The sequence below is a fragment of the Lysinibacillus sp. FW12 genome (assembly GCF_050817245.1).
GTDB lineage: Bacteria > Bacillota > Bacilli > Bacillales_A > Planococcaceae > Lysinibacillus > Lysinibacillus irui.
In genome coordinates this window covers 3952232-3972961 of the sequence record NZ_CP139094.1, presented here as the reverse complement: position 1 = coordinate 3972961, position 20730 = coordinate 3952232, and the positions used below count along the sequence as shown (strand labels likewise).

General features: G+C 36.2%; 22 protein-coding genes. 15 read left to right on the top strand and 7 right to left on the bottom strand.

The annotated features are described in order from the left end of the window. Position 1: 1 nt before the first annotated feature. From SJW71_RS20530 to SJW71_RS20520, 3 genes are all read left to right on the top strand, one after another. On the top strand, positions 2–910 hold the full coding sequence (locus SJW71_RS20530) for an RluA family pseudouridine synthase (protein ID WP_431812225.1): 909 nt from the start codon (positions 2–4) through the stop codon (positions 908–910). A gap of 299 nt (positions 911–1209) precedes the next feature. Further along, positions 1210–2586 carry a magnesium transporter gene (gene mgtE / locus SJW71_RS20525; RefSeq protein ID WP_312504826.1) on the top strand — a complete coding sequence of 459 codons (1377 nt, stop codon included), beginning with the start codon at positions 1210–1212 and terminating at the stop codon, positions 2584–2586. A 53-nt stretch (positions 2587–2639) separates the two neighbouring features. Continuing rightward, positions 2640–3041 (top strand): hypothetical protein, encoded by a 402-nt coding sequence (locus tag SJW71_RS20520; RefSeq protein WP_312504825.1) that lies wholly within the window; start codon positions 2640–2642, stop codon positions 3039–3041. A 63-nt stretch (positions 3042–3104) separates the two neighbouring features. On the opposite strand, the gene SJW71_RS20515 is transcribed toward SJW71_RS20520, so the two are convergent. Next, complete coding sequence (locus tag SJW71_RS20515; protein WP_008174263.1) at positions 3105–3629, bottom strand: CotY/CotZ family spore coat protein; 525 nt, start codon at positions 3627–3629, stop codon at positions 3105–3107. 133 nt (positions 3630–3762) lie between these two features. Here SJW71_RS20515 and SJW71_RS20510 point away from each other — a divergent pair, with 133 nt between their 5' ends. From SJW71_RS20510 to SJW71_RS20485, 6 genes are all read left to right on the top strand, one after another. Continuing rightward, positions 3763–4167, top strand: coding sequence for a YhcN/YlaJ family sporulation lipoprotein (locus SJW71_RS20510; RefSeq protein WP_274795706.1), 405 nt, complete (start codon positions 3763–3765; stop codon positions 4165–4167). Continuing rightward, positions 4168–4623 carry a stage V sporulation protein AC gene (gene spoVAC / locus SJW71_RS20505; protein WP_274795707.1) on the top strand — a complete coding sequence of 152 codons (456 nt, stop codon included), beginning with the start codon at positions 4168–4170 and terminating at the stop codon, positions 4621–4623. It begins immediately after the preceding gene. Further along, the gene (locus tag SJW71_RS20500) at positions 4617–5612 is read left to right on the top strand and encodes a stage V sporulation protein AD (protein ID WP_274795708.1); all 996 of its coding nucleotides are present in this window, start codon (positions 4617–4619) and stop codon (positions 5610–5612) included. Before spoVAC ends, SJW71_RS20500 begins: the two co-directional genes overlap by 7 nt. Before the next feature lie 16 nt (positions 5613–5628). Beyond that, the gene (spoVAE, locus tag SJW71_RS20495; protein WP_274797271.1) at positions 5629–5988 is read left to right on the top strand and encodes a stage V sporulation protein AE; all 360 of its coding nucleotides are present in this window, start codon (positions 5629–5631) and stop codon (positions 5986–5988) included. Between the two features lie 65 nt (positions 5989–6053). Further along, positions 6054–6230 (top strand): YjcZ family sporulation protein, encoded by a 177-nt coding sequence (locus SJW71_RS20490; RefSeq protein ID WP_274795709.1) that lies wholly within the window; start codon positions 6054–6056, stop codon positions 6228–6230. 138 nt (positions 6231–6368) lie between these two features. Beyond that, positions 6369–6617 (top strand): stage VI sporulation protein F, encoded by a 249-nt coding sequence (locus SJW71_RS20485; protein ID WP_274795710.1) that lies wholly within the window; start codon positions 6369–6371, stop codon positions 6615–6617. A 190-nt stretch (positions 6618–6807) separates the two neighbouring features. On the opposite strand, the gene SJW71_RS20480 is transcribed toward SJW71_RS20485, so the two are convergent. From SJW71_RS20480 to SJW71_RS20470, 3 genes are all read right to left on the bottom strand, one after another. Next, a complete protein-coding gene (locus SJW71_RS20480) occupies positions 6808–7236 on the bottom strand; it encodes a GNAT family N-acetyltransferase (RefSeq protein ID WP_274795711.1) in 429 nt (142 codons plus the stop codon). Positions 7237–7239: 3 nt separating this feature from the next. Beyond that, positions 7240–7755, bottom strand: a complete 516-nt coding sequence (locus SJW71_RS20475; RefSeq protein ID WP_274795712.1) for a YjcG family protein — start codon at positions 7753–7755, stop codon at positions 7240–7242. Between the two features lie 83 nt (positions 7756–7838). Next, the gene (locus SJW71_RS20470; protein ID WP_431811437.1) at positions 7839–8558 is read right to left on the bottom strand and encodes an alpha/beta hydrolase; all 720 of its coding nucleotides are present in this window, start codon (positions 8556–8558) and stop codon (positions 7839–7841) included. A gap of 112 nt (positions 8559–8670) precedes the next feature. Here SJW71_RS20470 and SJW71_RS20465 point away from each other — a divergent pair, with 112 nt between their 5' ends. Further along, entirely contained in the window at positions 8671–9252 is a 582-nt protein-coding gene (locus SJW71_RS20465; RefSeq protein WP_274795714.1) for a phosphatidylglycerophosphatase A family protein, read from the top strand. 70 nt (positions 9253–9322) lie between these two features. Here SJW71_RS20465 and SJW71_RS20460 read toward each other — a convergent pair whose 3' ends face one another. From SJW71_RS20460 to SJW71_RS20450, 3 genes are read right to left on the bottom strand one after another with little or no spacing between them, the layout of a single operon-like run. Beyond that, the gene (locus SJW71_RS20460) at positions 9323–11134 is read right to left on the bottom strand and encodes an ABC transporter substrate-binding protein (protein WP_322611329.1); all 1812 of its coding nucleotides are present in this window, start codon (positions 11132–11134) and stop codon (positions 9323–9325) included. A 12-nt stretch (positions 11135–11146) separates the two neighbouring features. Continuing rightward, positions 11147–12643: an ABC transporter permease gene (locus SJW71_RS20455; RefSeq protein ID WP_431811436.1), complete on the bottom strand. Its 1497-nt coding sequence runs from the start codon at positions 12641–12643 to the stop codon at positions 11147–11149. Between the two features lie 13 nt (positions 12644–12656). After that, positions 12657–14087 (bottom strand): ABC transporter permease, encoded by a 1431-nt coding sequence (locus SJW71_RS20450; RefSeq protein WP_274795717.1) that lies wholly within the window; start codon positions 14085–14087, stop codon positions 12657–12659. A 121-nt stretch (positions 14088–14208) separates the two neighbouring features. On the opposite strand from SJW71_RS20450, the gene SJW71_RS20445 reads away from it, so the two are divergent. The 5 genes from SJW71_RS20445 to SJW71_RS20425 all read left to right on the top strand — a co-directional run bounded on the left by SJW71_RS20445 (position 14209) and on the right by SJW71_RS20425 (position 20721). Next, a complete protein-coding gene (locus SJW71_RS20445) occupies positions 14209–15948 on the top strand; it encodes an ABC transporter ATP-binding protein (RefSeq protein WP_431811435.1) in 1740 nt (579 codons plus the stop codon). Positions 15949–16311: 363 nt separating this feature from the next. Beyond that, a complete protein-coding gene (locus SJW71_RS20440; RefSeq protein ID WP_341385631.1) occupies positions 16312–17094 on the top strand; it encodes a thermonuclease family protein in 783 nt (260 codons plus the stop codon). Between the two features lie 571 nt (positions 17095–17665). Continuing rightward, entirely contained in the window at positions 17666–18817 is a 1152-nt protein-coding gene (locus SJW71_RS20435; RefSeq protein ID WP_407132912.1) for a Gfo/Idh/MocA family protein, read from the top strand. Positions 18818–18836: 19 nt separating this feature from the next. Continuing rightward, a complete protein-coding gene (locus SJW71_RS20430) occupies positions 18837–19829 on the top strand; it encodes an ABC transporter permease (RefSeq protein WP_431811434.1) in 993 nt (330 codons plus the stop codon). A 13-nt stretch (positions 19830–19842) separates the two neighbouring features. After that, positions 19843–20721, top strand: a complete 879-nt coding sequence (locus SJW71_RS20425; RefSeq protein WP_313469372.1) for a carbohydrate ABC transporter permease — start codon at positions 19843–19845, stop codon at positions 20719–20721. Positions 20722–20730 lie beyond the last annotated feature (9 nt).

Below are 20730 nucleotides of genomic sequence, written 5' to 3'. Positions count from 1 at the left end.
GATGGATACAAGATTTAAACTACGCTTTATAGCTAACAAAAAGGGCCAATTATTACGAGAAGCTCTTCAGGAATGGCGTATTTCTAAGCGAGCTTTAACCGCCATTAAATTTGATGGCGGCTTGTTGACTGTGAATGGTGTTGAACGTAATGTAAGACATGTTCTTGATATTGGTGATTGTGTGGAAGTGACCTTTCCCCCTGAGGAAAGAAGTGACGGGCTTGCTATTGAAAATGGTGATTTGACCATCGTATATGAGGATGACGCAATCCTCGTCCTTGATAAACCAGCTCATCAAAGTACGATACCCTCACGAGAGCATCCAACCAATAGCATTGCAAATGTAGTTTGTGGTTATTTTCAGCAACAAGGATTAGCTTCCACTGCTCATATTGTCACAAGGTTAGACCGAGATACATCAGGCTTACTCTGTATTACCAAGCATGCACATATTCATCATTTAACGGGGCTTGCTCAACGTCATGGTCAAATTTCAAGACAATATGAAGCCATTGTGCATGGACATGTTGTACAAGATGTCCAATCAATTGTGGCCCCTATTGGACGTAAAGAAACCAGCATTATTGAGCGAGAGGTACGTCAAGATGGGCAATATGCACATACTGATGTAACGGTGTTAAAAAGGTTTTATTTTAATAATGAACCAATGACACATATAAAGCTTCGACTCCATACAGGACGTACGCATCAAATTCGTGTTCATATGTCTTATTTAGGATATCCACTTATTGGAGATGAACTTTACGGAGGAAATCGCCAATATATTGGCCGCCAAGCATTGCATTGTGTGTCTTTAGATATGGAGCATCCTTTAACAAATCAAACATTAAAGTTCTCAAGTTTGCTCACTGAAGATATGCAAAGATTGCTAAATGAATCTTCCGCTTAAATTAATGACATAAGGAGATGTTCGCACAACGGGCATCTCCTTCATTTTTGCTATAGAATTAGGATGGAGAGATTTTCTTTACATCTTTTTCATAAATAAATGACAAATATAAGGTATAGTAATATAGAAATCTTCACTTTTTTGGGGCAATATCCAATTTCAAGGAAGTTCATGAAAATACGCATTGAAAAGATATAAAAAAGGGTTTGCAGAAAGGGTATAATACCCTCTATTATATAGAAGGTAGATTTACGGCATTGCCCGTAAAATGATTGAAAGCTCGGAAGGAGGGGACAAGCATGATAGAGGAAAGAAATGAAAAGGATGATGTGCAATTTGATGAGGCACATCTACGAGAAATGCTCGAAGCACATAATATTGACGCATTCCGTGATGAGTTTTTAGAACTTCATCCATATGATCAGGCAACGTTTTACGAAAAGGTGGAACCTGATATAAGGAAGATTATCTATTCGTTCTTGTCTCCGACGGAAATGGCTGATATTTTTGAGGCAATCGATATCGAAGATGATGAGTATAAAGCATATCTTGCTGAAATGGATCCTTCATATGGTGCAGAAATGCTTTCTCATATGTATGCTGATGATGCGGCTGATGTCTTGAATGAACTGGATATGGCCCAACGCGAAAGTTATTTAGAAATGATGGATGAGGAAACGGCTGAAGAAATTAATGAGCTACTAAGCTATGATGAATATACAGCTGGTTCTATCATGACCACTGAATATGTCGCTATACCAGAAAATTCAACCGTACGTTCAGCGATGGCCATTTTACGTAAAGAGGCACCAGATGCAGAAACTGTTTATTATATTTTTGTAGTAGATGAAGAACACCGTTTGACAGGTGTTATCTCATTACGTGATTTAATCATTGCTGATGAGGATACACTTATTCGTTCCATTATGAACGAACGTGTTGTCATGGTACATGTAGGTGATGACCAAGAAGAGGTTGCACAAATTATGAAGGATTATAATTTCTTAGCAACACCGGTTATTGACGATAAAGGTGAACTTCTTGGTATTATCACAGTTGATGATATTATTGATGTTATTGATGAAGAAGCGTCGGAGGATTACTCAAAATTAGCCGGTATTTCGGATATGGATAAGTTTGATGTAACTCCATTCCAAGCAGCTAGAAAACGTCTGCCTTGGTTAGTGGTACTACTGTTTTTAGGTATGCTTACGGCCAATTTAATGGGCCAATTTGAGGATACTTTAGATAAAGTAGCTTTATTAGCTGTCTTTATTCCGCTAATTTCAGGGACTTCCGGAAATAGTGGAACACAAGCATTAGCTGTAGCGATCCGAGGTATTGCCACAGGAGACGTGGAGGAACATAGTAAATTTAAGTTACTACTTCGTGAAGCGGGTACAGGCTTAATGTCTGGTATTGTTTGTGGATTAATTGTTATTGGTATCGTTTATTTTTGGAAACATGAACTCGTTCTAGGAATGCTAGTAGGAGCAGCCCTTTGTGGATCCATTTTAGTAGCGACATTAGCAGGCTCATTTATACCGTTGTTAATGCATCGTTTGAAAATAGATCCAGCGGTAGCATCAGGGCCGTTTATTACAACTTTAAATGATATTACAAGTATTTTGATTTACTTAGGGCTAGCGACAGTTTTCTTAAGTCAAATAGGCTAAGAACCAATTTGCTTACTTCCGCATATTGTATGGAAAAAAGGGAAGTGAGTAAAGTGGATCGAGAACCACGCTTGTTTATAAAATCACCATCATATTTTTTAAATATTTCTAAGGTGTTACATGAACTTGATTTGGATGAAAGTACATCTGTATATGTAAAGGATCACATTTTCGAAGAGGAAACAGTTGAAGAAAAAGAAGATGTAGTAGAAGATGTACAAATTGATCCGTATTTACTGAAACAACTCCAATTTTTAGAAAAGCCATTTCGTCAGAGAGCCTACCAGCCATTATTAGTTTGTTTAAAGGATGGTAGAAAATTAACTGGTACTGCTTCAGATGTACAGAGTGATTCTTTAATGCTGACGTCATTAGAATTAAAATCACAGGAAATCATTTATTTTGAAGATATACAACAAATACTTTGGCGTGGAAGAAAGTTGCCAACATTATAAAAAAAGTGTACAGCAGAGGATGCTGTACACTTTTTTTATGTGTGTGTGTCAAAGGTGAAAGAATTAGTCACAAATCCCTAAGTCAACATCAGCGATACATTGTACAGCGCAGAAGCAAGATAAATCTACAGTAATACAGCTATCTGTTGAGTTCCAGTCATCTACTTTACAGATTTTCTTCATGTTTACGCAACAGCCGTCACGACTTAATAAGTCTACTGTACTTTCACTAGAGTCAAATGTACATAATGGCTCTAAAACACGTAAAGTCGCACAGCACTCATCAAACATATCTTCTACGCGGAAGAATACGGATGTACAGATACAAGGATCTGCTGTTGGTGAATTAAAGAATGCTTTGAAAGGAGTACCATCTTTTGTAATTAACATGAATACACGTGTATCTGCTTGTGAGCGTGCAGGACTAACAATCCCGCCTAGTGGTTCTAAGAAACAGTTAGCTGTACATGGAGAACACTCATCTCGCACCGCTTGATTTTGAATATCTAAAATAGCGCGAACTACGTCACAAACGCAGCCTGCTGAATGGATTGGTCCAATAGGATTTGTTGGCTTACCACAACCCATATTGTCACCTCCTTTCCTCGTTACTACTTCTACAATATGTACTTTTGAAAATTGGACTCGGGCTTTCGTATATATCTTCGTATGAATAGTTTTTTTATGTGTGGAGAAACTGTAAAGAAAAGGAGGGTAAAACTTGAGGCTACTAAGAATGTCGTTACCTCTTTTAGTCGTTTTATCACTATTAAATGGTTGTGCTGAAAAAGAAAAATTTATTGTCTATGGATCACTACAAAATGAAAGTGAAGTCGAAGCCCTTATTAAAGAGGAAGACTATGTCGATCGTTCAACAGTTATCCAATATGACGATAGTATGCTTGTTGCAGTACAAATTAAACCATGGGAAAAGTGGAAAAAGACTAAGTTAGAGAAAAAGCTACAAAAGAAGTTTGATGAGAAATATCCAAACAAAGAAGTGTTTGTCTCAGCTGATTATAAAATTTTTTATGAAGCCAATAAAATAAAAAAGGATCAGATTGAAGATAATAAATTGAGCGATAAAATTACAGAACTTAAGGAGCTTGCAAAGGAGGAGACCTAAATGGAAAAAGAGCAATATCAACAGTTAGAGCAAAATGTTACGCCAAAGCCTCCCTATTTAAAGAATGTTGCAAAGGCATTCTTTGTTGGTGGTTTTATATGTGTAATTGGTCAAGCTGTGTCCCTTTTTTATATTATTTTCTTCAATTTTACAGAAGCGACAGCAGGAAATCCAACTGTTGCAACAATGGTGTTTTTTGCCATGATTTTAACAGGTCTTGGCCTTTATAAAAAAATTGGTCAATTTGCTGGGGCTGGAACGGCTGTACCTGTCACAGGCTTTGGTAATGCCGTTATCTCGGCAGCTATCGAACATCGATCAGAGGGGCTCGTCCTAGGAGTAGGCGGAAATTTATTTAAATTAGCAGGGTCAGTCGTATTATTTGGGGTAGTATCTGCTTTTTTCGTAGCCCTCATTAAATATATCCTTGTGACGATAGGAGTGGTTTCATGGTAATCGTTTTTCAATCGAAGCCATCTCTATTAGCTGGTGGTGTTGTAGCTGGTCCTTTAGAGAACCGGAGTATTTTTAGTCAGTATTTCGACTCCGTCTATGATGATGAACGCTGGGATATGAAAACCAATGAACAAGGTCATCGCAAAATGATCGAAGAGGCCTGTGAATTTGCTATGAAGAAGATTGGTGTACAAAAAGGAGAAATCGATTATTTCATGGGTGGAGATTTGGTCAATCAAATGACGCCAACCAATTTTGCAGCAAGAGATTTAGAAATCCCTTTTATTGGATTGTTTTCTGCCTGTGCCACATCCGTATCTTCAGTGATTATTGCGTGTCTGTTAACAGAGATGGGAGCTGCTAATTTTTCACTAGCGGGTGCCTCTAGTCAGCATAATTCAATTGAACGTCAATTCCGCTATCCTATCAATTATGGTGCACAAAAGCCAAAAACTGCTCAATGGACTGTAACAGCTGCTGGCTATGCGCTAATCGGTAAGCATCGTGAGGAGTATCCTACAATAGAAGCAGCAACGATTGGAAAATCAGTAGATTATGGTATGGATGATCCTTTTCATATGGGCGCAGCAATGGCACCAGCTGCCTTCCAAACTATTCAATCTCACCTACAGCAAAGAAACCAAAAAATTTATCATTATGATTTAATTTTAACCGGTGATTTGGGTCAGCTTGGTTTAAAACTATTGAAGGGAATGCTTGTTGAAAACGGTGTGAAGAATGAAGAGCTAACGTTATTACGTGATGCAGGTGCCGAATTTTATGGACAAGATGAGGCATTCCAATCTGGTGCAAGTGGGGCAGGCTGTTCAGCAGCTGTTTTTTTTAGTTATGTTATTCAACAACTGCGTGCAGGTAGCTATAAGCGAGTATTACTTGTCGCAACAGGAGCGTTATTATCTCCATTATCGTATCAGCAAGGTGAAACCATCCCCTGTACAGCACATGCGATAGAAATTACGATGAAATGAGGCAAAAACTATGGTAATGACATTTGTATTTGCATTTATTGTTGGAGGCATTATTTGCGTCATTGGCCAATTATTAATGGATGTTGGCAAATTAACCCCAGGGCATACACTCAGCACATTAGTTGTTGTTGGGGCCATATTAGATGGTATGGGCCTATATGAGCCATTGATCAATTTTGCTGGTGCAGGTGCGACAGTGCCTATTACTTCCTTTGGTAATTCTTTAACACATGGGGCATTAGCTGAGGCAGAAAAACATGGACTGGTGGGTGTATTAACAGGAATGTTTGAAGTAACAAGCTCGGGAATCAGCGCAGCTATTGTTTTTGGCTTTATTGGTGCATTAATTTTTAAACCAAAAGGAAATATTGACTAGACGAATACCCCTCCCATTTTTACAACCGAAACATATTATAGGTTGTAGAAGGGAGGGGTGCTTTTATGGGATATCAAGGCTGGTGCTCACAACCGTATGGAAATAATGTTGGTGGCTGGAATAATAGCTATTGTGGGGGTTACTCTGGAGGCGGAGGCAACAACTATGGCTATGGTTCTACATTCGTTCTAATTGTTGTCCTATTTATTCTATTAATTATTGTTGGCGCTACTTATATCTAATTTGATAAACATATAGTTAAGGCTTTAACTTTTATTTAGTGGGAGCTTAAAACTAAATAAAGTTAAGGCCTCCACCATTTGTGAAATGTTTCGTGCAAGATGCAAGGTCAATTTGAGTTTAATGATAGGAGGGAAAACATGCATCGCTCGTTTTTTAATTCGATTGAGCAAAAAACAGGTGTATCGATGGATGAAATCTTCGCATTAGCCAATGCCATTCAACATGCGGATTTTACCAATGAAAAGCAAGTAAGAAAAATTGTACGACGTGTTGCTAAAATATCTAATAGATCCATTACTCAAGAGTTAGAAGATAAATTAGTGCAATCTATTATTCAAGATGGTGGATCACTAGATTTCGATAAAATCACTAGAATGATGAAGTAGCGCATGGCATATCTACTTGGCAAAGCAGCTTGTTACGATAGAGTAGATAAATGGTGGCAAGCGAATTCGTCTCTTTATAAAAAATGGTGTTACGATAAATGCAAAAGTGCATATCGTAACACCATTTCAACTTGCTAGGTACTAAAAAAAGCAGGATGGCACCTCTGGCCGATTGTAACCGAGAGATTGATTAAATTAATTTCTCCATTGCACGATGTGGAATGCCTGCATCCATAAATTCAGGAGAGGTTACCGTATAGCCAAGCTTTTCGTAGAAGGGAATCGCATAGCTTTGGGCATGAAGCTTTAAAGTTTTTTTATTAATGGAAATGGCATGTTTCTCCATTTCATTCATAATTAATGCTCCTAATTTTTTGCCGCGCTGAGATTGTAAAATACAAACACGTTCAATTTTAGCTGTAGTATTGTCAATACTACGTAAACGTGCTGCTCCGACTGGTTCATCATGATTATACATAATGAAATGTGTTGCTGTTGCATCCTCTGCATCACATTCTAGATGAAGCGGAACACCCTGCTCCTCAACAAAAACTTTTTTACGAATAGCGAAGGCATCATCGTATTCGTGCTTTGTTTCAACAATTTTAACGTTATACAATCATCACTCAGCTCCAGACAAACGGAATGTTTCGTATGTTGTCCATGAACCATCTTCTAATTGGTATAAAAGATGAATGCGATCAATTGTATCCTTTTCATCAACGCCAGTCATGCGTAATTGTCCGAAGATGTCGTCATGCTCGGAGTCTGACATTTTTTGAGCGATTGTAATATGAGGAACAAATACATGTTTCGTTTCCCCATAAGGGATTTTCTCTTGCAGAGCATGTTGGAATGCTGCTAATTGTTCAGTTGGTTCAATGCGGAAGTAAATTGCATTGGTTGTAGGGAAAAACGAACTTATGCGAGATGCATGAATGTTTAATGGTGCATATTTAGCAGCAAGTTCATCTAATTGCTTGACGATGGTTTGAATCTCTTCTTCAGACGCATCGAAGCTATCCTTTAACGTTATATGCGGTGTAATCTTCGCATAGTGTGGATCATATCGTTTGCGATAAGTGTTCGCTAAATCTTGCAATTTTTTTGATGGAAATGCCACAATACCGTACTTCATAGTCCATTACCTCCCGAAAATAAACAATTTTTCTATTTAAGTATAACAGAAATTTCAGTTTTCGTAATTTTAATCACCCAATATTAATTGAAATTTTCAATTAATGCACGGCGAAGGTCTGGTTTCCAGTATTTCCATGTATGATTGCCATCGAACTCATCATAAAATGTAGTAAACCCTTTCCGAATCATTAGCTCATGCAATTGACGATTAGGTGTTAAAAAGTCTTTGATCGTTTTATCCATTGTTACAACCTGATCTTCACCTTTACCTACGATATGGTAGATAGAAATAGAGCCTGGATCTTTAAAATTTTCTACAGCCTTTAATACATCTTCGTCCACATATGGTGATTGTAGTATGACTTTGCCGAAGATACTTGGGTATTTTAGGGCAGCCATTAAGGAAGCCGTAGCGGCCATAGAATCACCAATTACACCACGACTCATACCCATCTGGTAAGTAGCATATTCACTGTCTAAATAGGGTACTAGCTCATGCGCTAAAAAGCGTAGATAGGCTTCGTGTTGCACACCGCTTGGAATATATTTATGACGTCGATCTTTAATATCTTTGTAAGGAACAAAAGCTATAATTAAATTTTCGATTTCATAGTCATCAATCAGTTCATCAGCTAGCTTTGTAATGCCGCCAAGTTGGAAATAATCTTTATCATCTGATGCGATTAAAATATTGTATTTATAAAGTGGAGAATAATTTGCAGGAACATAAATATAGAGCTGTAATTCTTCCTGTAATGCTTCACTATAAAATGTTAAATCCTGTACTGTTCCCTTATCCAATGATGACACTCCTTCTTATGTTTGTAACAAAATTGTACCATATTACGAAAGTAAAGGTATAATAGGTTGGGCTAGCGTTATACTAGCAATAAAATCGAAATGAGGGTTAATTATGCATAATAAAAGTATACGTGTGCACTCTGACGAAGTAGCGAAGGCAGCTCAAGCCGCGTTAATTCGTAGAGGTGTAGCGATAGAGGATATCGCACAAATTGTTTACGAAATGCAAAAAACCTATAATGAAGGTTTAACATTGGAGCATTGTGTTCATTCTGTTGAGCGTGTATTACGTAAACGAGAAGTGCAACATGCTTTACTAGTAGGAATTGAATTAGATGAACTAGCAGAAAAGAAATTATTATCTTCACCACTACAACAAATTATAGAATCAGATGAAGGGTTATTTGGTGTAGACGAAACAATTGCCCTAGGATCCGTTTTTACATATGGCAGCATTGCAGTTACCACTTTCGGCCATTTAGACAAGCAAAAAGTAGGGATTATCAAAAAACTCGATACAGAACCTGGGCATCACGTTAATACATTTTTAGATGATTTAGTTGGCAGTATAGCAGCATCAGCGGCTTCTCGAATTGCGCACCGTATGCGTGACTTAGAAGAAGAGGGCGAAACATTTGCTGATATCGAGCCGGAAGAGCTAGGTCCAAAACCAAAATCACATAACGAAATATAAAAGAGTTTCTTCTATAATAAAAGGAGCCTTCTCACATTTTGAGAAGGCTCCTTTAGTATGTGATATTGACTTACTTTTTATCGTTATACGCTTTTACAAATTCTTTTACTTTTTCACTATCCGCTTCAAGTTTCAAGCCAGTATCAATTAATGGAGAAACTGTAGATACAGCTGGTTTTTTATTGCCTTGGTAATAGCTAATGAATTCATCTTGGTTAATGGAGTATAGAATCGCTTTACGTAAATCTGCTGAATCAGAAACTGCACGTCCAGAAGTATTCATTTGTAAGTAAGCTACTGCATTACTATCTGCTGTATTTAATGTTAATTTAGCGTCTGATTTAACAATATCCAGTTTTGTTTCTGGTACTGTTTGAAGAACATGAATTTCACCATTGCGTAATGCAGATAGAGCACTATCAACATCAGAAATAAAACGGACATTGATTTTAGCAATTTTTGGCTCATATTCACTGCCAGCACGGTAAGCAGGGTTTTTCACAAATTGTGCTTCATAATCGTTTTTCTTTACTAAAATATATGGTCCACTTGCATATAGCTGGTTGTTGAATGTTGCTGAACCTTCCGTGACAGTAGCTTGATCACCATAGGCAATGTCTTTGTCAGGGTCGTAGCTAGCCACATCGTACGTATTAATACTTGTTACTTGTTTTTCAGATACAATACCACCAGATTGGTGTGCTAAATAATTTAACACTTGAGGGAATGGTGTTGGTGTTGTAATTTTGACAACTTGATATGCACCTGCCGCATTATTTACAGCCCCTTTATCCTTTGCTAACTGGGCAACAGAAGCAGGTAAGTTTTGAGATAATGCTTCTAAAACGGATTGCTCAGAGCCTGCTACCTTTTTATTTTGTAATTCAGTTAAATCAGAAACGATTTCAACTGTTTCAATGTTTTCGTGAATGCTATAAGTACGATGATCTGGTACTGAGTTTGCATCTTTTGCACGGTTTAATGAGAAGACCACATCTTCAGCCGACACTAATTCGCCCGTATCAACTGCTGCACCTTCCTTGACAGCTGCAAAATTAATATCATCGCGTAAAATAAAGTAATATTCTTGATTACCTTCAGCCATTACATGGTTATACGATAATGAACCATCTGAAACAACTTCATCAGTGTCTGTTAAGTTAACTAAACGAACATACATATTTGTATTTAATGTGTTGATGGAACCATCATTCCCTTTAATTGGATCAAGTGAAGTTAGAGAATTAATTGTTTGGTGTAAAATTAAAGGTTCTGTCGCATTTTTAGATGTATCATTAAATTCGATTTGTTCCCATACTTGTGCACGAGATTTTGGTAAATGAACCGTTTTAGGATTTACTAGTTCAGAGTAAATACCTTGATACTTATTGGAAATATATAAAGGTGCAATATAAGCTTGATCGAAAACTAATAATTGCTCTAAATCTTTATATTTAGCTGCTGCTTCCTCGCCTGTTAAAGTGCTCGCTTCATCGATTAAAGCATCTAATTTGGAGTCGGCTACAACACTGTAATCCCCACCAGTTTTAAATAAACCACGAACAGCATAGTCAGGGTTCCCAGTAACTGTCGTCCAGCTTGAGAGTGCCAGATCATAGTTCCCAGCTTCTTTTTGAGCTGAGAATGAGCCGTAGTCTGGTTGAATATTTAGTTTCACATCAAAGCCATTTTTAACTAATTGGTCGCGGACAATATTCATATCTTCTTCAGAGGCTGCCATTCCTAATACTTCAATAGCAACCTTGCCATTGCTCTTGTCACTATCTTTTGAATCTTTACTGCCTTCTACGTCAGTTTTTGTTTGTACGCAGCCAGCTAAAGCTAGTACTGCAACGAATAAAAATACAAGTAATTTCTTCATAGTTACCTCCAATTAATTTGTTTTTGGATCTAAAGCATCTCGTAAACCGTCTCCTAAGAAGTTAAAGGAGAGAACAAGAAGCATAATACAAAGACCTGGGAAAATTGCGACATATGAATGTGTCTCCAGGTACGTACTACCAACTTTTAAAATGTTGCCCCATTCAGGAATATGTGGCTCAATACCAAGTCCTAAGAAACTTAAGCTACTTGTTGAAATAACAGCTCCACCGATTGTTAATGTTGCTTTTACAATCATCGGGGCTAATGAATTGGGAACGATGTGCTTGAAAATAATCGCAGCATCAGATGCCCCTAAAGCTCTAGCGGATTCCACAAATTCAAAATTAGCGAGCTGCATCACATTGGCCCGCATTGTACGAGCATAGGTTGGAATGGCTCCAACACTAAGTGCGATAATAAGATTTACCGTATTAGCACCAAATGCAGCGATAATAGCAATAGCTAATAAAATACCAGGAATGGCATATAAAATATCAAGACTTCGCATGATGATATTGTCAGTTGATTTACCGTAATAGCCAGAAAATGCTCCTAATGCGCCTCCAACAATTGCTGGTATAATTGTTGAGAAAAATCCGACGATTAATGATATTTGGGCTCCAAATACAATACGTGAAAATAAATCTCGTCCGTAATTATCTGTGCCTAGCGGATAATCTAAAGATGGAGTTTGCAGTAATGCACCATAGTTATTTTCTGTTGCGAAGTCATAATCAAAAGTCCAAGAGCTTGTAATGGACAATGAAAATATAAAAATAATGAAGAATAAACCGAATACCGCCATCGTATTACGTAAGATTTTTTCCCAGATTTTTTGCCACTTTTCTATAGAAGATGGGTTTGCCTTTCTAGCCTTTTGAATAAGACTATAGCCTAGTAATGTTGCAAATAGATTGCCAGTAAAAGTAGCTAATAGCAGAATAATACCCGGGATGAGCATCCATTTTGGTGCCTCAGTCGGCGTGACATATTTTGTACATACAAGAGCCATCACGATATAAAAAAGTGCAAGTACTAAGAAAAGACCCATAGCAAGTAAAAAGGTATCTGTTACATAGGGTTTAAATAAATTCAACGCTGCAATACCAATGATGAATAATTGTGTAATAAAGGCATAGGCAGCAAAAGTATATTCTGCAGTCTTTCTTTTCGACACAAGCATAAATGCAAAAGATGTCGAAAAAATATTGCCTGACAGAATAGTTACTAACAGTGGATAGCCAAGTAGACGGGTGCTTTTTTGAATGTCTCCATGCTTTGCCAAATCCTTTTTAATTCGTAAATTGACGATGGCAACATATGCCGTTGTAATAGCGTAAATAATAAAAAAGAGCAGAACTACCTGTCGCCAGCTATTGGTTGAAAAATTATAGCTATAAGCTAGAAACAATAAAGAAAACAGTAAGGAAAAGACAAAAGTAAAATGAGAATTGACATATTCCTGTGTGATCTTCAAGAGTAGTTTGACATGTAAGATGTTTTTCACAGGTGATCCTCCTTTAAGACTTCTTCATTTTTGAGCGAATGCGTGGATCAAAAAAGGCATACATGATATCAATTACTAAATTGACAATTGAGATCGTGATGGCAATATAAACAACGCCTCCAAGAATGGCCGGAATATCGGGGATAAATTGTTTATCGACGATATAGCTCCCAATCCCACTAATGTTGAATACCTTTTCCGTTACAGATGCGCCTCCCAACATACCCCCAAAAAGAAGTCCAATCACCGTAATAATCGGAATCATGGCATTACGAATGGCATGTTTTGAAATCACTTTAAATTCATTTAAGCCTTTTGCTTTTGCAGTAATAATATAATCCTCGTGTATTACCTCAAGCATGCTCGATCTTGTCATTCTGGCAATGGATGCCGTAATGGATGTTCCCAAGACGATAATTGGCATGATGAGCGATAACCAATTATGAGGATTATAGGTTGCTGGAAACCACTGTAGCTTTAATGCAAAAGTCAAAATAAAAATTAAACCTTGCCAAAAGCTTGGGATAGATAATCCGATTAAAGCAATGAACATAAATGTATAATCCAAATAGGAATTTGGACGAACTGCTGAAATAATACCGACTGGAATGGCAATTGCAATAGCCATTAATAATGACAAAACGGCTATTTCCAATGTGACAGGAAATTTAGTAGCAATGCTGTGCGTAATATCTTCTTTACCTGCAAAGGATGTGCCTAAATCAAATGTAAATAGGCCTGATAATGCGTTCCATAGCTGAGATAAATAAGGTTGATCCAAACCGTGAATCCGATTAAAGTTTGCAATTTGCTCTGGTGTTGCTTCGACTCCAAGAAGATTTCTTGCTGGATCGAATGGTGATAAATACAAAATAGTAAATACTAAAGTAGCCACACCAACAATAACAATGAAGCTTTGCAAAATACGTTCAATGATAAATTGCAGGAATGGATTCGCAAATAAGATAAGTACTACATAAAATAAAACAGCTGGTAGAAAGGTAAGAGCAACAAATCGTTTGTTTGTTAGTAGATGAATAAAAAATTGGTCATAAGTTAATTGTTTTATGCCATCTTTAAGTAAATCTTGCTCTACTTGCTGTTGGAGCTTTCCTTGAGCTAATTGCTTAGCTGTTGCCTGAATTTGTGACGCTGCTACTGCCTCTTTAAAAAAATTGGCCTTTGCTATTTCTTGTTGTTCGAAATCTTTTTGCCAATGGGCAACCAATCCATTCTCCAGGTAGTGCTGACTACGCAATGCAAAAGCCTGATCAAAGGTATTAGAATGATTCCTTTTCCGATAAATAAAGTATGTAAAAGGGTGGACTAAAACACTAAAAAGAAAAAGAATGAATTGATAAGGCTTTTGATGCATTAGTTTTTGATAAACCATAGAAAAGAAAATAAATTCTTTTGGTTTTAGATGAATTTTTGAAGTAACCATGCATTTCCTCCAAACGTAAATAAAATATTCAACGGTATATTGTATAATTCCTATCAGTATTGTAAAGTATGGATTATACTTGAAAGTAAGTCAATCACTAATTTTAAAAAGGATGGGTCGAATGAGTGAAAAGCTTTTAGAAATCAATGATCTGCGCGTGTCCTTTATCACAGGAGAGACAGAATTTGAAGCGGTGAAGGACGTGAGCTTCCATCTAAATAAGGGTGAAACACTCGGAATTGTGGGAGAGTCAGGTAGTGGGAAAAGTGTAACGGCACGTTCCATTATGCGTTTATTGCCATCACCACCTTCATTTCTGAAATCTGGTACGATTGTGTTTAAAGGGCAAGAACTCACTGAATTAAGTGAAAAACAAATGGAGGGGATTCGTGGACAAGATATTAGTATGATTTTTCAGGATCCGATGACCTCTACAAACCCTACTATTCGAATAGGGGATCAAGTTGCTGAAAGTTTAATCAAACATCAGTCCATGTCAAAAACAGAAGCCTATCAGCAAACAATAGAATTATTAAAACTTGTTGGCATTCGAGATGCAGAAGAACGGTATCGACAATACCCTCATGAATTTTCAGGTGGTATGCGTCAGCGCGTGATGATTGCCATGGCCCTCGCATGTAACCCCTCACTACTTATTGCAGATGAGCCAACAACAGCACTCGATGTAACCATTCAAGCTCAAATTTTAAAATTGATGCGAGATATGCAAAAGAAAATGGGGACATCTATTATTTTAATTACGCATGATTTGGGCGTTGTTGCCGGTATGTGTGATCGAATCATTGTGATGAAAGAGGGGGAAATTGTTGAACAGGGTACAACAGAAGAGATTTTTGCAAATGCTCAACATCCGTATACCCAAAAATTATTGAATGCTTTGCCAAAGCAACATGAGAAAAAGCAGCCAAAAGAAATGGCCAATATTCAGGCGGGTATTGATAAACATAAGCCACTAATCGAGGTAACACATTTATCAAAGGAATTCTCATTAGGCCGAGGTCAAACGCTGAAAGCAGTTAATGATTTATCCTTTTATATATACCCTGGTGAAACACTAGGCCTGGTGGGTGAATCGGGTTCTGGTAAATCTACCACTGGTCGAACAATACTACAGCTTCATCAGCCTACAAACGGTGAAGTTTTGTATCAGGGGATACCCGTAACAAGGCTAACGAAAAAGCAATTAAAGGCCATGCGCCGACATATGCAAATTATTTTCCAAGATCCATATTCATCGTTAAATCCTCGCAAAAAAATTCTAGATATTATTGGGGAGGCTCTTGATATTCATGGCTTAGTAAAGAACCATGAAGAGAGACGACAACGAGTAGAGGAATTGCTAGAGCTTGTTGGTTTAAAGAAAGAACATTCTATGCGTTATCCTCATGAATTTTCAGGTGGTCAACGACAACGTATAGGTATTGCTAGAGCATTAGCAGTGGAACCAAATTTTATCGTTTGTGATGAGCCCTTATCAGCACTAGATGTTTCGATTCAAAAACAAATTGTTGATTTATTGAAGGAATTACAACATAAACTAGGTTTGACGTATTTATTTATTGCACATGATTTATCAATGGTGAAACATATCAGTGATCGTGTAGCAGTCATGTATGGTGGTAAAATTGTAGAATTAGCGGAAAGCGAGGAGCTGTATGCTAACCCTCAGCATCCCTATACACAAGCATTATTACGCTCTATTCCAATTCCAGATCCGAAAATTGAGAAACAGAAATATAATGACGCAGAACATACAGAAGATATGAAAGTTCGATACGAAGTAGAAAATAGTCAACTAGTAGAGGTCTCTCCGAATCATTGGGTAGCTGTATCAATGTGATAGCTTGGAAAGATAATGTCTCCAATTTTATTCAGAAATCTTCGTTTGTTTTATGTTTAAAATATCGTATATCTATACCTAAGAGATTATGTATTTACAGTACATAATCTTTTTATTTTGAAAAATTCCTGAATCTATCTAAAAGGAACTAAGGCATGTTATTATTAGTTTAAATAAATAACTGAGGGAGATAATAGTGAAGCAATCAGATATTAAGACACTAATAACTAGTGGAACAATAATTTTGGCTGTTGTTTTATATTTAATATTTAAATAAATATATGTATGAAAATCTTCAGTTGTTACAATGGCTGAAGATTTTTTATTACAGTAACATTTTTATATGGAAAGAGGAATAAATTTATGAAAAAAGTTTTCTTTTTATTATTGCTTTCAACACTACTAATAAGTGCTTGTACAGAAGAAACTACAATACGTAATGACAACCAGAATCAAATTGTATCAGAAGCCTCTAAAGAAGCAGGTTCAAAGCACAATATAAAATCCTTTGAAGAATTTCCACTTGAAGGGGTAATAGATGGAGATACATTGAAAATACAATATAATGGTTCAACTGAGAAGGTAAGGCTACTATTAGTTGATACACCTGAAACTAATCATCCTAGTTTAGGGGAACAACCTTTCGGCCAAGAAGCCAAAGAATTTACTAAGCAATTATTAAAAGATAAAAAAACAGTATACTTAGAATTTGATGTTTCATATAGAGATAAATATAAGAGACTTTTAGCTTACGTTTACACAGATGAAGGTATTAATATTCAAGAAGAACTTTTGAAAAATGGACTTGCCCGTGTAGCTTATATATACGAACCAAATACTAAACATGTTGATTGGTTTGAAACAGTACAAAGAACTGCTCAACAACAGGCAATAGGTATATGGTCAGTTGAGAATTATGTAACGGATAGAGGATTTAGAAAAGAAGTATTTAATAGTAAGGATGAAAATAAAAATAATAACTACAATAATAAATCACAATGTAATATAAAAGGGAATATCAATGCTAAAGGTGCTAAAATTTATCATTTACCTGGCCAACAGAATTACGAAGATGTAAAAGCAGAAGAGCTATTCTGTTCTGTAGTCGAGGCTGAAAATGTAGGTTTTAAGGCAGCAGAAAGATAATATGAAGTTCATCACTAATTCAATAGCAGAGTTTGGTATTTCACTAAACTCTGCTATTTTTATTTTTGTAAATTAGTAGATTTAAATACAAATAAAACGACATTTCAAGTTAACTATTTAGCACTCAAAACTTGCAAAAAGGAAGTAGATGCTATAAAAAATAACAATTGGAGAGGTTCTGTCTCTAAATTAAAAGCTTCCTAGATAGGATACTTTTATATGAAGGTAATTTAAAAGTCTTTATTTTCGGAATTTTTTTATTTATTTTAAAAGAAAAGTGTAATGGATTGAGCTATTGAAGAAGTGATATACTTTCTAATTTTTTGAATGAGTTAACTCATATTGATACCAAATAGTTTATACAGGCGGATAAAACCTGGGGTATTGACATATTAAGTGTTAGAATTATATATTTATTCCAGTTAAATTTTTAGAATATTCATTACATACTTATAATTTAACTTGTACCTACAACGTGTTGACGTGTAGTTGTGTTGTTATGGATAGTTAGTCTAATTTGTAAACGTTTTCGAAATACATGGGCAAAAGTAAGATAAAAGGGGGAATTATAATGAAAAAATTACGAATTGGTGTAATTGGAGCCGGTTTAAGAGGGGGTTTGGCACAATACTGGCATAAACCTGACGGGGAATCGGAAGTAGTGGCATTAGCTGATATCTCTCAAGAACGATTAGATAAGTTTCAGGAAAAATTCGATACTCCTTTATTTTTAACGAAGGATTATAAGGAATTATTATCAAGAGATGATATTGATGCAATAGCTGTTTTATCGCCAGATTATTTGCATGAAGAACATATTATTACTTGCTTAAAAGCAGGGAAGCACGTATATGCTGAAAAACCATTAGCCATAACAGTGGAAGGTTGCGATCGAATATTAGATGCATGGAAAAAATCAGGGAAGCATCTAATGATTGGCTTTAATATGCGCTATATGGCTATGTATCAAACGATGAAAGGCTTAATTGACTCAGGTGCCATTGGAGAACTAAAGGCTATATGGGTGCGTCATTTTGTTGGATTCGGAGGTTATTTCTACTATCACGATTGGCACGGAAATTCAAAAAATACAACATCTCTATTACTTCAAAAAGGCTCACATGATTTAGATGTAATTCATTGGATTTCTGGGAAATATGCAACGAAGGTATCTGCATTTGGGAGCTTGGATTATTATGGTGGAGATAATCCAAATACGTTAACGTGTCCAACATGTGATAAGAAAAAAACTTGCCCAGAATATGTTCCCCATACATTTACGGAATGTGCTTTCCGTGAAGAAATTGATGTAGAGGATAATAATATGCTCATTATGGAATTGGAAGGTGGCATAAAAGCTTCGTATCTACAATGTCACTTCACCCCCGACTATTCACGAAATTATACTTTCATTGGTACGAAAGGGCGTATCGAAAATGATGATGTAAATAATAAAATTTATTTAAAAACGAGAAAGTCGAATACTTGGGAAGAACTTAGTGATGTTGTTTACGAGATGAAGCCTGAGGAAGGAGGTCATGGGGGGGCTGATCCAAAAATTGCTCAAGATTTTGTAGAGCTCATCCTCTATAATAAAGAGCCTTTAACTACGCCATTTGCAGGACGGATGAGTGTTGCAGTAGGTTGCGCGGCAACAGAATCTATTCGTAATGGAGGTAAAGTTATTGAGATCTTACAGGAATCTACAATTCTGCAACATTGATAAATAGGGGGTGTAGTTTATGACGCTTTTAGATAAAACAACTGTTGAAGAAAAATCATCTAAAACAAAACGTTTTTTCAAAAAGCAATCAAAAGTAAAGAAAAATCACTTGGTAGAATGGAAAAGATCTATCAAAAAAAATTGGGAGCTTTATTTATTACTAGCCCCTGTCATACTTTACTTTTTGGTTTTCCATTACTATCCACTATATGGGTTGCAAATTGCCTTTAAAGACTTTATTGCTACAAAGGGAATTATGGGGAGTCCGTGGGTAGGGTTTAAGCATTTTGAACGTTTTTTTGATAGTTATTATTTTTGGCGTTTAATAAAAAATACAATAGGGATTGGTGTATTCACTTTAATCATATCTTTCCCAGTACCAATCATTATTGCGTTGCTTTTAAATGAAGTAAAAAGCCTTCGTTTTAAAAAATTTGTACAGACAGTTATTTATGCCCCTCATTTTCTATCTACAGTAGTAGTTGTTGGTATGCTGTTACTATTTTTAAAGTCAGATGGGATGATTAATCAAGTAATTATGTTGTTTGGCGGTACACCAATTGATTTTATATCAGAACCAGCATGGTTTAAATCAATATACGTACTATCTGATGTTTGGCAAACGATGGGATGGAGTTCTATCATATATATTGCAGCTCTAGCCGCCGTAGATCCAGCACAGCATGAAGCGGCAATGATAGACGGGGCATCAAAATTCCAAAGAATCATTCATATTAATATTCCTGCAATTATGCCGACGATTGTAATTTTATTTATCTTAAATGTAGGATCTGTAATGGCAATAGGATTTGAGAAGGTATTTTTAATGCAAAATGACTTAAATATGTCGGCGTCAGATGTTATATCAACATTTGTTTATCGTAGTGGGATTTTAGAAGCGCAGTATAGTTTTTCAGCAGCTGTAGGTCTATTCAACTCTATCATTAATTTTATCCTCCTTATTATGGTTAATAGGATAGCTAAAAAAGTGAGTGATACAAGTTTATGGTAAAGGAGAGATTAAAATGAAAGAATCAAAGGGCGATCGAGCGTTTACAATCTTTAATTATATTTTTTTAGCAATTGTAGCACTTGTTGTATTGTACCCACTTATTTTTGTTTTGAGTGCTTCCCTAAGTAATCCAGAGTACGTAATCTCGGGAGATATATGGTTATGGCCAAAGGAATTTACAGTGGAGGCGTACCAAAAAGTATTTCAAAATCCTGATATTACCAATGGATTTGTTAACACACTGAAGTACACATTTTTTGGAACATTGTTAAATATCTTCATGACAATTTGTGCAGCCTATCCACTTTCTCGTAGAAATTTAAAAGGAAAAGGCTTTATTATGGCATTTATGGTATTCACAATGTTCTTTAGTGGGGGACTTATTCCAACATATTTATTAATTCGTGATTTAGGCATGATTAATACTTTTTGGGTCATGATTATTCCGAATGCTGTAGCTGTATGGAACATCATTATTATGCGGACTTTTTTCCAGTCCATTCCTTATGAGTTAGAGGAATCTGCCATGATTGATGGAGCGGGGAATTTCCGTATTTTATGGAGTATTGTACTACCACTATCATTACCTGTTATGGCTGTCATGGTTTTATTTTATGCAGTGGGACATTGGAACTCTTATTTTCAAGCATTGATTTACTTACAAGATCAAGATAAGTTTCCACTTCAACTTATCCTAAGGCAAATTTTAATTCAAGGACAAGCTGACGATATGATTAAAGCCACGTCAGAAAGCTTTTTAGCTCAAAAACTTAGCGTTGAAGGGTTAAAGTACGCAGTTTTAATCGTTGCTAACCTACCAATGTTAATGCTTTATCCATTCTTACAACGATATTTTGTAAAAGGTGTAATGATTGGTTCATTAAAAGGTTAAAGAATAGGA